Source organism: Leptospira ryugenii (genome assembly GCF_003114855.1).
Classification (GTDB): Bacteria; Spirochaetota; Leptospiria; order Leptospirales; family Leptospiraceae; genus Leptospira_A; species Leptospira_A ryugenii.
The window spans coordinates 645,191-658,500 of the sequence record NZ_BFBB01000008.1; the positions used below are offsets into that span (position 1 = coordinate 645,191).

At 39.5% G+C, this 13,310-nt stretch carries 10 protein-coding genes; 7 read left to right on the forward strand and 3 right to left on the reverse strand.

Annotated features, from left to right (window positions below; genetic code table 11):
• The first annotated feature begins 22 nt into the window (after positions 1–22).
• From DI060_RS15810 to DI060_RS15825, 4 genes are all read left to right on the forward strand, one after another.
• The gene (locus tag DI060_RS15810) at positions 23–874 is read left to right on the forward strand and encodes an LIC11113 family protein (protein WP_135355074.1); all 852 of its coding nucleotides are present in this window, start codon (positions 23–25) and stop codon (positions 872–874) included.
• Entirely contained in the window at positions 867–2,318 is a 1,452-nt protein-coding gene (locus DI060_RS15815) for a S1C family serine protease (protein WP_108978180.1), read from the forward strand. Before DI060_RS15810 ends, DI060_RS15815 begins: the two co-directional genes overlap by 8 nt.
• Positions 2,305–3,675, forward strand: coding sequence for a PDZ domain-containing protein (locus DI060_RS15820; protein ID WP_244594449.1), 1,371 nt, complete (start codon positions 2,305–2,307; stop codon positions 3,673–3,675). The genes DI060_RS15815 and DI060_RS15820 overlap by 14 nt, the downstream gene beginning before the upstream one ends.
• Positions 3,676–3,745: 70 nt before the next feature.
• Complete coding sequence (locus DI060_RS15825; RefSeq protein ID WP_108977895.1) at positions 3,746–4,624, forward strand: ATP-binding response regulator; 879 nt, start codon at positions 3,746–3,748, stop codon at positions 4,622–4,624.
• A gap of 2 nt (positions 4,625–4,626) precedes the next feature.
• Here the strand turns inward: DI060_RS15825 and DI060_RS15830 are convergent, their stop codons facing one another.
• Positions 4,627–6,099, reverse strand: coding sequence for a hypothetical protein (locus DI060_RS15830; RefSeq protein WP_135355075.1), 1,473 nt, complete (start codon positions 6,097–6,099; stop codon positions 4,627–4,629).
• Between DI060_RS15830 and DI060_RS15835 the strand changes: the two genes are divergently transcribed.
• Complete coding sequence (locus DI060_RS15835) at positions 6,059–6,685, forward strand: hypothetical protein (protein ID WP_108977897.1); 627 nt, start codon at positions 6,059–6,061, stop codon at positions 6,683–6,685. The genes DI060_RS15830 and DI060_RS15835 overlap by 41 nt on opposite strands.
• On the opposite strand, the gene DI060_RS15840 is transcribed toward DI060_RS15835, so the two are convergent.
• Both DI060_RS15840 and DI060_RS15845 read right to left on the reverse strand, forming a co-directional pair.
• Positions 6,686–7,963, reverse strand: a complete 1,278-nt coding sequence (locus DI060_RS15840) for an oligosaccharide flippase family protein (RefSeq protein ID WP_108977898.1) — start codon at positions 7,961–7,963, stop codon at positions 6,686–6,688. It lies immediately after the preceding gene.
• Complete coding sequence (locus DI060_RS15845; protein WP_244594450.1) at positions 7,950–8,951, reverse strand: phosphatase PAP2 family protein; 1,002 nt, start codon at positions 8,949–8,951, stop codon at positions 7,950–7,952. The genes DI060_RS15840 and DI060_RS15845 overlap by 14 nt, the downstream gene beginning before the upstream one ends.
• Positions 8,952–9,026: 75 nt before the next feature.
• Here DI060_RS15845 and DI060_RS15850 point away from each other — a divergent pair, with 75 nt between their 5' ends.
• Together DI060_RS15850 and DI060_RS15855 are read left to right on the forward strand one after the other, a co-directional pair.
• On the forward strand, positions 9,027–9,839 hold the full coding sequence (locus DI060_RS15850; RefSeq protein WP_108977900.1) for a lysophospholipid acyltransferase family protein: 813 nt from the start codon (positions 9,027–9,029) through the stop codon (positions 9,837–9,839).
• A gap of 96 nt (positions 9,840–9,935) precedes the next feature.
• Positions 9,936–13,304: a methylmalonyl-CoA mutase family protein gene (locus DI060_RS15855; RefSeq protein WP_209452075.1), complete on the forward strand. Its 3,369-nt coding sequence runs from the start codon at positions 9,936–9,938 to the stop codon at positions 13,302–13,304.
• Positions 13,305–13,310 lie beyond the last annotated feature (6 nt).

The following is a 13,310-nucleotide window of genomic DNA, read 5'->3' on the forward strand; positions in this document are numbered from 1 at the left end:
GATGAAATGGTATCTGCACGCAATGATTCCGCGCAAAGTTTCACTGAGAGGCTTGCTCTTTGTCTGCATTCTATGTGCATCTATGCTTTTTGCTCAAACAAATAGAGTTCGTGAATCCTCCGATTTGCAAACGTTATATGATATGTTAAAGTCCTCCGGACAAAACAAAACTAGGCAAAGTTTTTTAAAAAAACATACAAAGCATATCTTTCCCCTTGAAGATGCAGAATGTTCTATTAAAACAAAGAACGACGATGGACTAGTTCGTTACTTTACATTGCAATGTGGATCAAATGAAGTTGAGGGCCTTATCAACTATGCCTCAGACCAAAAAAAGCTGAAAACCAAACTATCTGGATTTCAATTGGTCGCTTGGGAAAAGATTGGCAATCAAAAATATCTGAGGATCCGTGTTCACGGATTTGAATCGCAGGTAGGCTCTATTACGAAAGAAAGCAAGGACATCGTTCCTATCGCTTTGCGCCAAAAAAAACAAAAAGAAAAAGATTTTACAAAGGATATAAATGAAAACCTCCAATACTTTAAATCTTTGGCTTACAATTCGAAACGTAGAAAAGAAGCAGTAACAGATTTAGAAATTTTTTTCGATAAAACTTGTCCTCTGGTATTTAAAGAAGTAGACCAGAGTTTTTATTGGGACAAGACAATCGCTTATACATTCGAAATTTCTTGCGTAAAGGATACTTCGTATTCCCTCGTAAAGATTCCGGGCGGTCGAGATGGTAAGTTGAATGTATCAAATAAAGCCATGCCAATCCCTCAGAAAGGAGAAACGTTCTATGCAATGCTTCGAATGCGAAAGATCACAGATGAACAGGCATACTGGGATGATTTTAAATTATACTATGAATAAACGAATTGCGATTTTTTTTCTGTTCCTATTTTGCTTTCCTATCCTCTCGCAGGAAAATAGCGAAAACGAAGTTACTGATATCTACCAGTCTGTTGTACTAGTCAGAAATGATAGCTATGTAGCAGAGAATAAAATTTTACCATGGACAAAGAAAAATTTGAGTACTGGTCTTGGTTCTGGTGTCGTCTTAGGTAAAAATTTGATTCTCACGAATGCCCACGTTGTCATGGATTCAAATCGTATCAATGTTCGTTTGAATGGAAGCCAAACTGACTATCCAGCAAAAGTTGTGTTTGTTGGATACGATTGTGATCTTGCATTATTAGAGATCATGGATGAAAGCTTTGCTGAGAATAGTAAAATTTTAAAAATGTCCGAAACCAATCCACTTTTGGGCGATGATATTCTGGTATTAGGTTTCCCAAATGGACAGGATCGTTTAACAGTCGAAAAAGGATCTGTCCTACGTTATGAAAAAAGTCGCTATAGCTACTCTGGTTTGGACTTTCGAAATGTAATCAAAATCAACGCTAATGTCCAGCCAGGCAATTCAGGTGGTCCTGCCATTCAGAATGGAAAGATGATTGGACTAACTTTCCAGATATCGAAAACCGGCAAAGACTTAGCATATCTGATTCCAAATGAAATCATCCGTCATTTTTTGAAAGATATACAGGATGGGAGGTATGATGGATTTCCGAATCCTGGATTTACCTTCCAAAGTGGGCACCCAAATAGCTTAAAAGCAGTGATGAAGATCCCAGCTGAGGCTACAGGCATCTTTGTCAATCGCATCTACCCTAAATCAACATTTTCGAAAGTGCTCCATGAAAAGGATTTCATCATCTCAATGGATGGATTCCCGGTTTCCAACGAAGGAGAGTTGGTCCAAACAGGAGCTAAAGTTTCACTCATCGACTATCTGGAAAGTAAATACATTGGAGAGACAGTCCAATTAGAATTATATCGTGCTGGGAAAAAATATGCTACCGAAGCTAGTTTGCAAAAAAATTTCTCTTTGGATTTGTATCGAGAGACTAGCGACCAATACTTTTTAGGAGCAGGCCTCGTATTTCTTCCCATCTCACGTTCATTTTTTAATGGTGAGGAAGGAGATTTAGATAGTTCCATTAAATACCATTATAGTTACTTTATCCAAGATCTTCTTTATCGATATACAAATAGGGATTTGGTTTTAAGTTTTTTGTTTGATGATCCGGATCTTTCTAAATACAAAAAATATAAATACAAAATTTTGGAATCGATCAATCAGAGAGTCCCTAAAGATTTAAATGACCTTCAAAAAATTTGGGAAGAAGAAAAGAATGGTTTTATCGTTTTGAAATTTCGAGGTATGGAACTGCCGATTGTATTAGAGTCGGAAGCCATTCGCCAAATCAACATTCGAGTAAAAAAGAGATATGGTGTAGATGATGAAAAGTAAACTTTATTTCCTATTGGTATGTTTGTTTGGCGCATTCTCTTCTTTACTCGCTTATAACATTGAGAGTGAACTTACCGTTGATGTTTCTGTGAGTTACCAAAAAGTTAGCCACCAAAATCCTTGGCTCGTTGGAGAACCATTTTCAAGAAAGAGTAAGGCAATCCACCTCGGTGATGGCAAATTTTTTACCATGTCACTATCTGCTCAAGAACCACTTTATGCAGAAATGGATTCAACAGATTATTCTGTACCTAAAATGCAGATCGTTGCGTATGACCAAGAAACAGGATTTCTCTTATTGCAAGCTAAGGGATCCCAACCTTATCCTATAACAGCGAAAGTTCAACCAAGAGAAACGAGAAAAGTATGCAAAACGGGAAAAACAAAATACATCCAATTGCCATTTTCGAAGACACCCATCAAAGCATTCCAATTGGAAAAGAAAGAGAGTGAAGACATTGGTTTTTCCTTTCACAATAAGGCTGTTTGTGGCATCGTTTTCCAGGAGCATTTAATTCCTGCCGAATATATTTATGAATTTTTGAATGCAAAGGGATTCCAAAGACCTTTTCCACATCCTGGTTGGACATTTGACGTCTTATTAACCAATTCAGAAAAGAAATATTATTCCAAAGAAATTAGCAGGGGCGTCTTAGTGACGGATACATTTCCTGGAATCGGACCTGCATACAATTTGTTTGTGGGAGACATCATTATTGCGATCAATGGAAAGTCTATCCAAGACATGAATGATTGGGATCGTTATGACCGGATTATGGATTTAATCCTCAGAGATGGAAAAGGTGATTTGAAACCTATAGGGGCAGTGACCAAATTAAAGGTGTTCCGAAATCACCAAACAAGAGAAATCAGCTATCGGTTGTCAGGTTATAAGACAGATCATTTTTTAATTCCCGACCAAGCCCCTGGACGTAATCCACTTTATTTGATTGTTGGGGGCTTTTTCTTTACCGAATTGACAACTTCTTACTTAAAGGAATTTGGAAATGAGTATCGCCTCAAATCTGAAAAGAAGCTTGTATACCTCGCAGATTTTTATCAGAAAAAAAACCATCCTGTACGTGAGCGGATCGTCATTTTGAGCCGAGTATTCCCTTTGGAGGGAAATGTTGGCTATCAAGAATTCCAAGATTTAATTCTAGAAACAGTGAACGGTGTCCGCATAACATCCCTCGATACCTTAAGGAAGGTGTTAGAGAATGAACAAAGGGGATACTTCGCCTTTGAGTTTTCTGGAGGAAAGATCGCCATTTTTACCTTAAGGGATATTGTGGATTTAAAAACGGAATTGCAAACCGTCTATAAAATCGATCGATTGCAAAATTTATCGGAATAGTACGCATTCTTAGAAAATGTAATTTACAAGTCAATCTCACCTGAGTAAGGTCTCAGCTCACTAGAATGATATGAAAATTCTTTTTGTTGATGATGAGGAAAATATTCGGGAGCTCTTCCAAGAGTATTTTAAAAAGGATTATGAGATTACACTCGCAGAGAACGGGCAAGAGGCCTTAGATATATCGTTATCACAAACTTTTGATCTCATCATTTCTGACATAAGCTTACCAAAAATCAACGGGATACAATTCATCAAAAAACTTCGATTTGAAGGGAAAGCGACACCCTTTATTGTGATAACGGGTGATAGTGACATCCAATTGGCGATCGATTTATTCCGGCTAGGTGCCGTCGACTTTTTTCTCAAACCCTTTCGGATGGAGGCTCTACGCCTTCGGATCCAAAAATATGAATCTGCAGATACAGATACCTATTGTTTGTTCCAAAACCATGAAATTGTATATGACCAACTCCACTTAAAAATGACATTCCTAGCAAGAATCAAAAATATAAACAAATATGTTGGCTTGATTCTCAATCAAATTTCCCCGAATCCAAAAATTAAGGAAGATGACCTTCTCAATATTAAGATCGTCCTATACGAACTCTTGTCTAATGCCATTGAGCATGGATGTGCTGGCATCAGTTACAAGGAAAAACAAAGCATACTCCAGGCAAACCAGGACTATTTCGGATTAGTAGACAACAAGTGCAAAGAGAACGACAGTCATATCCATGTAGTATTGAAATATGATGCAGATGAATTGATCCTAAGCATTGCCGATGAAGGGGATGGATTCAATCCTGCTGATATTCCTAGTCCTATCGAAAATCCCGATGCAAATTTGGTCAACGGTCGCGGAATTTTCTTGGTGAGAATGAATGTAGATAACTTATATTACAATGAAAAAGGAAACGAGGTTACTTTTCATAAAAAAATCTGTTAGAATTATAGTGCAAATCCAACACTTACATAAAATCGAACAAACTCCTTTTTTGCTTCTTGAGTTGTAAAAGGTTCAATGAGCCAAGTAATCGTTCTCTGTGGATCAACCCACGCATAACAAGCAGAAGCTGATACAAAACCATTTTGGAACCAGCTGATATTGCGTCCTAGTTTGAAAATCATTTCATGGCCAAGACCCAATTCGGATTGAGAACGATTCAGAAAAAAATCTGTTCGGTAGCCAAATGACCATTCTTTGCCGATCTGCAAACCAAACATTTGTATGCCTCGGTTTTCAAAACCGGCTTGCCTCTGCGAAAAACGATCATAAAAAATTCTATCATTACTGAATTGAACCGATTGGAACAATAAGAATGAAGAATATCCTCCCAAGACTCTAGGTTCTCCCAAAGGAGCTGCATAGCCGTTACTTTCTCTATCCCTTCTTTGGTTTCTGTCTTTTGAGGTGATGAGTCCAGCCAAAGAAAAGAAGAAGGCATCCCATTCGGTATGAAGGGATGTATAGGCCAAGTATGCATTTGTACTTTGTTCTACGAAGGATACTGGACTAGTTGATTGAACTCTTTCCCCCACCAAACGAATCATAGCTAGATCTACACGAGTTTTTTCCCAAAAAGAGACAGATCGTAACTCTAAACCGTAGTATCTAAAAAAACCGAAAGTCCTCGGCCTAGATAAGCCCGTGTCTTCCGCAGTTCGTTCGGGTTCTCGGTATTGGTAATGGAACAATGAGATCGACTCCCAAAAGATGAGATTGGGTATTTGTATATTTCCGCCGTAGATTTGATTTGCCTTCGAATTCCAGGCACTGGGACTTAGAGATTCTTCTTCTGGTTTGAATCTTTGTGAAACCAAAGAGATGGATGCATAGTTCCCGAATGCAAAGAGAACCTGTGAATAGTTGGCCATACCCACAAATACAAAACCAAACTGGTCCAATCTCTGCCAGGCTCTGCCCCCTTCTATGGAGATTTTAAAATTTCCTTTCTTGAATTGATAGTCTAACAATCCTTCTGCGTCCCAAGAGGATGATTTCCGCGTTGAAAAAGACTCATCACGGTAGGCGGAGAGTCTCGGCCCAAGAAAGACACCAAAGGATTGGTTTTCGAAATGGTAGCCAATGGCAGTGGCTGCGGAACTCAATGCAGTGATTTGGTTATTTGCGGCTTGGTCCGATTGATTGCCTCCCTTTTGTGATCGAAAAGTGGACCCTAGGTAAATTTCCGATTGGGATTGAAGACCTAATGCTATGGGATTGGCTAGCCCCTGTCTTCTCGATTGGAAGGGCGCACTGACTGCTCCATGGTTTTGGTTTGCAGTCCAATCATCTAAGAAGTTTCCCGAATAGGATTGGGATTCTAGAGAAGAAAAAGCGAGTAGTAGACTGAGAAAAGCTCCGATCTTTATAGGGAGTATGAAACGATTCCTCAGGTACAAATATTTTGGAATTCTCATATTTCCGATTTTACTCTTTATCTTTGCTTTGACCCAAGAGGAAGAGGACACATTTCGTACCGTTCAAAGTTATTTTCCAAAAAAACAATCCCTAGCCAAAATAAATACATTATTGTCTCTCTTAAAGGAAGAAAGTAGGAATCAGCTTTCCGAAAGACAAAAAAAAGAATTTGCCCGAGCCATTGTAGCATCCTCTGAACGACTTCTCTTACCTGATGATTTACTCTTTTCAGGTGAAAAACCAATTGAATTTTTATTTCTCCATTGTATTGCGCAAACGAGAACTGGATTTCAAACCTATTTAAAAGAAAATGGAAGATATGGAATTTTAGGATTGCCCGACCGACAGATAGCAGAGATCGAAACAAAATTCAATGCAAAGATTGATCGTAAATTTGATGTCTACCAGTATTCGATTCAATATAGAGTTTTTTTGATCTTATTTAAAGACTATCTCTCCAAAGGCCTTAGCGCTGAAAAGGCTTACAATCAATTGTTTGCATTGCCAGAAAATTCAACCGAGTGGAAAAACTTGGAGTCTACTTATATCAAATACCACGAGAAAATAATTCCAAAAAATTTGTAATTACTTTCTAAAATAAGCCAAAAAATAACCTGTTAATATCAACCAGGATACAATCTGTCCGAGAAATAGAGAGATCGCGGCACCGTTAGCAGCGTATTCAGGAATGATCCAAAAATCAAATAGAGTCCCAAATACCAATCTTAATAGTGCTAATCCTGCCAACATTCTCGGCAATCCAAGTGAGAAGAGTGCAGTTCCCAATGGCGCAAACACCAGTTGCAATAAAAAGTTTGGATACAGTATCTTAAAAACAGAGATCGAATTTGTATATTTTGCACCAAACAAAAGATTCAATATAGGCTCAGCGAGTATGATCCCAGGCAAGAGCAAAATGGCAATCCCAGCACCTAACAAGACTGATTTTTTTACAAAGATAGGGAATTCAGGAGTATCCGCTAAGCGCGACATCTTTGGATAGATGATAGAATTAAACGTGGAAAGTATGATCACAAATCCACTGAATAGCTGTAAGGCTGTGCCATAATCAGCAACAACCTCGGCAGAATGGTATTGATTTAAAAAGAATATTTCTAAACGATCTGACAGAATCGCAAATATAGAAGCAACAAATGCCCACAAATTGAATAAAAGTAGCTTTTTTTGGCTCTCGGTCACTTTTTCCTTTGGAGCGGACCAAGTGATTTCTTTTCCTCCAAATAAAAAGAAAAATAAAAACAAAAGGAAAATGGGAGAAAAAGCAAAGATAACAAAGATGTCGAAGTACCTTAGTGGGCTTGTTGTTGTTTGAGCAAAATAAAATAAAATGAGTAGTCTCAATAAATTTGGCAATGGGCTCCATAGCGAGAGAGCTATGTACTTTCGATAAGATACAAAAATAGCTTCAAAATACGACAAAAACGAAACAATAATCCCACCACAAACAAGCACGGTGAGCATGAGATAATTCTCCTCTGTAAACAGAAATGTAAACAGTGCTGTCACGATCAAGATGAGAAAGGAATAGAATTTTATATAGAGAGATGCTCTTAGGTAACTTCCCGGATCTTCCTTACTGGCAGCCAGTGGGGAAATGTACTTTATGAGGGCATTCGGTAGTCCAAACTCAGCTATGGCTAAGACAAGAGGCAACAAACTCAGGTAATATTGAAATTTTCCATTTTCTGTTTTGCTGAGAAGATTTACAGAATAAATCATAAAAGCCAAATTCATGATGGAGGAAAAGGCTTTGGAAACACTCACAAAGAAAGAGTTTTTTAGGACTCCTTCTCTCTTGAGTTCCGCTTTTAATAAGAAAGCAAGATCTTTAAGTCGTTTCATTCTCTGACTTTAACAAGTACTTTCCATTGAAAATCGTTTGTAGACTCAGTGGATATAAAAAAACCAAAGCAAATCCTATCAAAAGATACCGTAAGTAGCGTAAAAAAAGATCTTCTTTCCAAATTGAGTTTTTAACAAATTGTCCGGGCAAAACATAAAAGCATAGAATGATAATGAGAAGTGTGGAGATTCGAAGCAAAAGACCTTGTATTGAAAATTTTCCCTCAACAAAAGGAAGCCCCCAATCCAAAAAATGTGCCTTTGAAAATCTTGGATAAAACAAGAAGCCAATCCAAAAACCTGCCAGCGCTCCGGAAGCCGTTAATACACTTGCTAAGCTATAATGGTGCTCTTCCGAAAGAAATGGGGAATCAAACACGATCGGAGATAGAGTAAGGATTATTCCCAAAAGAGTATAGGTCCTGTAACTCTTGGTATGAAAAAAGTAGGTTTTCAATGTTTTTTGATCAAGATAGCGCAAAAAGAATAGAACAGCGATTAGGTGGACGAGTCCCATACCAAAACCGAGGCTCACATCTGCCAAAAAATGTACCTTCAAATACATCCTGGAAAAGGGAGTAGAGAGTATGATCAGTGCAGCAGGTACCCTAAGCCAGAGTGAGGGGATACGAAAGAAAAGTAAGCCCCAGACAACAACGGATGTATAGGTATGACCAGAGGGAAGACCAAATGACTTTTCGTCGAAGGCTTCTGGGTAAGGGAAAGGTCTTGGACTTTCGAAATAAAATTTAGCCAAGGAGACAATGATCCCAGCAGTCAGAAGAGAAACGGAAACTTCAAGAGCAAGCTTGGGTCGATAGAAAGCGTAGAGAAAAGAGATGAGACCTAGAAAAAATCCACTTCCGCCTAAATAGTGGCAAATGACAGAAATCGTATAAAAAAGGCCACCGAGCCTTGCGTCCCAAGCATGGAGGTGGTCCAGAAAGGCACTTGAAAACCATAGAGTTTGGGAAAAAGAGGATTCCATGAACATAGGATTTTCCATCTAGCATGAAAATCCAACTTGATTTCATAAAGTTTTATTTTCTTATGAAGTGGTTCCATGACCGAAAAAGAGACCCCTAGCCTAGAAAGTTTGTTTATCATACCGCGTGAGGTGCCCAAAACCATCCTCCGCAATTTGCTCGAATTGATTTATGACGTGCAAGTAACGGGCTCTCAGTACATCCCGAAAGAGGGTGGAGCACTTATCATATCAAACCATACCGATTACTTGGATATACCGGTACAAGGTACGTATACAGATCGTAAGATCGTTTACTTAGGGAAGTACGAGCTTTTCCACCCACAAGAAGATATACTTAGGTATTTAAACCATAAAAACTCACCATTTCGCTTCCCACCACTCAGCCTGACCAAACCTCTCATTGAGATTACTCTTGCATCACTCGGTGAAATCTATAAGGCAAATCTCTTGAGTTGGGGGGGCACTCCTATCATACGGAATGCGGCCAATGAATCTGACATGGATAAGAAACAAGCCATGGAATACTATGCGAAACTGGAAGACTATATGGTCAGTTTGATGCTTGCCGGAGAAGTTCTCTCGATCTACCCGGAGGGCACGCGCTCAGAAACAGGGGAAATGGCGCCCTTCAAAGCGATGGCAGCAAAACTCGCCATCCGAGCCCAGGTGCCTATTATTCCCTCAGGAATATCAGGTGCGACCAATATGTCCAAACCGATGGCTTTTTTAACTGGTGAAGCCTTCAAAGCCAAGATACGCTATAACATTGGAAAGCCAATTCTACCTTCAGAATTTCCTGGAGGTCCTGAAAAAAAAGCGGCAAAGGAGCTGACTGAAATGTGCGAGCAAAGAGTTCGCCAACTTATGTCAGCACCCGAATCCAATTAACGAATCCTACCCGATCTGGTTCTGAAAGTCTTTTTGAAGGTCTCAATTTACTATTGATTCAATACTTTCGCTGTCGTATATGGAGAAGTTATGACAGTGGAATCCATCGCCTATACTCCCAAACATAAAATTCGATTTGTAACTGCGGCATCTCTATTTGATGGCCATGATGCTTCAATCAATATCATGCGCCGGATTCTACAACAGAGTGGTGTAGAAGTCATCCACCTTGGTCACAATCGAAGTGTCCAAGAAGTTGTGGAATGTGCCATACAGGAAGATGTCCAAGGCATTGCAATGACAAGCTACCAAGGTGGTCATGTTGAGTATTTTAAATACATGATCGATCTATTAAAGGAGTATGGTGCAGGACATATACAGGTGTTTGGTGGCGGAGGCGGGACTATTTTACCCTCGGAAATCGATGAACTGCATAAGTATGGTGTTACACATATTTATAGCCCAGACGAAGGCAGATCTCTTGGTTTACAAGGAATGATCAATGATGTAGTTAAACGTTCTGATTTTTTGACACCACTTTCTTTCAATGGCGATCTAAAGTCCCAGGTGCAAAGTAAAAATCCTTTGGCTTTGGCGCAGGCGATTACTCAGATGGAATTTGTCCTTCTGAATGAGTCTCCCAATATTCAATTAAAATTAGAATTCCCTCCTGCTTCAAAAACCATTCCTGTCCTCGGGATCACAGGCACTGGTGGTGCTGGAAAATCCTCCTTAACGGATGAATTGGTTCGGCGTTATCTCGCGGACTTTCCAGAAAAGACGATTGCCATTTTATCTGTAGATCCTTCCAAACGAAAAACAGGGGGAGCACTTCTGGGTGATAGGATTCGAATGAATTCTATCTTCAATAAGCGCGTGTATATGCGATCCTTTGCAACGAGAGAAGCAAATATTGCCTTGAACCGAAGTGTGAAAGGCGCCATCCAAATCCTGAAATCTGCCGGTTATGATATGATCATCGTTGAAACTGCAGGTATTGGACAAAGTGATTCAGAAATTACTGAGGTGAGTGATCTTTCCTTGTATGTGATGACACCAGAGTATGGAGCGGCTACTCAACTGGAAAAAATCGATATGATTGATTATGCAGATATCATCGCTATCAATAAATTCGACAAACCAGGTGCACTTGATTCACTCCGAGATGTTAAAAAACAGTTCCAGAGGTCTCGCCAGTTGTTTGAAAAGACAATAGATGAAATGCCTGTATTTGGAACCATTGCTTCTCAATTCCAGGATGCGGGTACTGACGAACTGTACATACATCTGATGGATGCCATCATCCAAAAAACCAATCTAGATTGGACTTCCAAATTCGATCAATTGAGAGCTAAACACCAAGCTTCAATTGTTTTACCTCCAGATCGAATCCGTTATTTAGCCGAGATCAAAGAAGAGATCGAACGATTTGACCAGTTCGTTAAGCAAGAAGAAGAAAAAGCAAGAACCGCTTATCAGCTGAAAGGTGCAATCAATACATTGGCACAAAAAGGCAAAGAAATCCGAGCCTTAGAGGAAGAGTTTCAGCTAGTTTGGAACAATCTCAATGCAGAGACAAAATCTTTAATAGAAGATTGGAAAGAAAGAGTCGAATCCTTTCGCAAAGAGACCTATTCATATTTTGTTCGAGGGAAGGAAATCAAAGTAGCGAATTATACTGTGTCTTTAAGTCATTTGATGATTCCAAAGATCGCTACTCCCAAGTTCCAAGATTGGGGAGAGATAGTTAGCTGGTCCTACCAAGAAAACTTTCCTGGTTTTTTTCCTTTTACGGCTGGTGTTTATCCATACAAACGCAGCGGTGAGGATCCTACCCGAATGTTTGCAGGAGAAGGCGGCCCAGAGAGAACAAACCGTAGATTTCATTACCTTAGCTCGGGAATGCCTGCAAAACGTTTATCAACCGCTTTTGATTCCGTGACTCTCTATGGAGAAGACCCTGACCAAAGACCCGACATCTATGGTAAGATAGGAAACTCTGGTGTAAATGTTGCTACCTTAGACGATGCTAAAAAATTGTATTCTGGTTTCGATTTATGTGATCCAAGCACGTCAGTATCTATGACTATCAATGGACCAGCACCTATGGTGCTTGCATTCTTTTTGAATGCGGCTATTGACCAAGCATGTGAAAAGTACATACATGCCAATGGATTGGTTACGGAAACACAAAACAAAATAAATGAAATCTATAACAAATTGTCCCAGTCAAGACCAAACTTCTTAGGGGGACTTCCAGACGGGAACCAGGGACTTGGATTACTTTTGCTTGGCGTAACCGGAGACCAGGTTCTTCCCAAAGAGACCTATGAAAAGATCAAAGCAGAGGCACTTACACAGGTTAGGGGAACTGTTCAAGCAGATATCCTAAAGGAAGACCAAGCTCAAAATACCTGCATTTTTTCAACAGAGTTTGCCTTGAAAATGATGGGGGACATCCAAGGGTATTTTATCGAACGAAATGTCCGAAATTTTTATTCTGTGTCGATAAGCGGTTACCATATCGCAGAAGCAGGGGCCAATCCAATCACTCAGGTCGCTTTTACTTTGGCAAATGGTTTTACATATGTAGAATATTATCTAAGCCGAGGTATGAAGATAGATGACTTTGCCCCAAACTTATCTTTCTTTTTCTCCAATGGTATCGACCCAGAATATTCCGTAATTGGAAGAGTTGCGAGGAGAATTTGGGCAAAAGCCCTAAAGAAAAAGTACGGAGCGAACGAGAGGTCTCAAATGTTGAAATACCACATTCAGACTTCGGGTAGATCATTACACTCACAAGAAATTGATTTTAATGATATTCGTACTACTTTGCAGGCATTGTATGCCATCTATGACAATTGTAACTCTTTACATACAAATGCATATGATGAAGCGATCACAACACCTACGGAAGAATCGGTTCGACGAGCTGTTGCGATCCAATTGATTATCAACAGAGAATTGGGGCTTGCGAAAAATGAAAATCCCCTGCAAGGGTCTTTCATCATCGAGGAACTCACAAACTTGGTAGAAGAGGCAATCTTAACTGAATTTCATAGAATCAGTGAGAGAGGAGGTGTACTCGGTGCCATGGAAAGGATGTACCAGAGAAATAAGATCCAGGAAGAATCTTTACATTATGAAACTTTGAAGCATACAGGTGAATACCCTATCATTGGTGTAAATACCTTCTTAAGTAAAAATGGATCGCCGACGGTGATACCAGGCGAAGTCATTCGATCCACAGAAGAAGAAAAGAACCAGCAGATCGAAAACTTATTGCAATTTAAGAAACGAAATGGGGAAAAAATGAACCAGAGCCTCATTCAACTGAAACAAGTTTGCCGAAATAAAGAGAATGTATTTACGGAACTATTAGAAACTGTCAAAGTGGCATCTCTTGGGCAAATTTCCCATGCATTGTATGAAGTGGGAGGTCAGTACCGAAGGAATATGTAAGAGGTG

Coding starts and splice junctions, on each gene's coding strand:
- DI060_RS15845 (WP_244594450.1), bottom strand. CDS start 8,951: ATGGAATCCTCTTTTTCCCAAACTCTATGGTTTTCAAGTGCCTTTCTG.
- DI060_RS15810 (WP_135355074.1), top strand. CDS start 23: ATGATTCCGCGCAAAGTTTCACTGAGAGGCTTGCTCTTTGTCTGCATT.
- DI060_RS15830 (WP_135355075.1), bottom strand. CDS start 6,099: ATGAGAATTCCAAAATATTTGTACCTGAGGAATCGTTTCATACTCCCT.
- DI060_RS15825 (WP_108977895.1), top strand. CDS start 3,746: ATGAAAATTCTTTTTGTTGATGATGAGGAAAATATTCGGGAGCTCTTC.
- DI060_RS15835 (WP_108977897.1), top strand. CDS start 6,059: ATGAAACGATTCCTCAGGTACAAATATTTTGGAATTCTCATATTTCCG.
- DI060_RS15815 (WP_108978180.1), top strand. CDS start 867: ATGAATAAACGAATTGCGATTTTTTTTCTGTTCCTATTTTGCTTTCCT.
- DI060_RS15850 (WP_108977900.1), top strand. CDS start 9,027: ATGACCGAAAAAGAGACCCCTAGCCTAGAAAGTTTGTTTATCATACCG.
- DI060_RS15820 (WP_244594449.1), top strand. CDS start 2,305: ATGATGAAAAGTAAACTTTATTTCCTATTGGTATGTTTGTTTGGCGCA.
- DI060_RS15840 (WP_108977898.1), bottom strand. CDS start 7,963: ATGAAACGACTTAAAGATCTTGCTTTCTTATTAAAAGCGGAACTCAAG.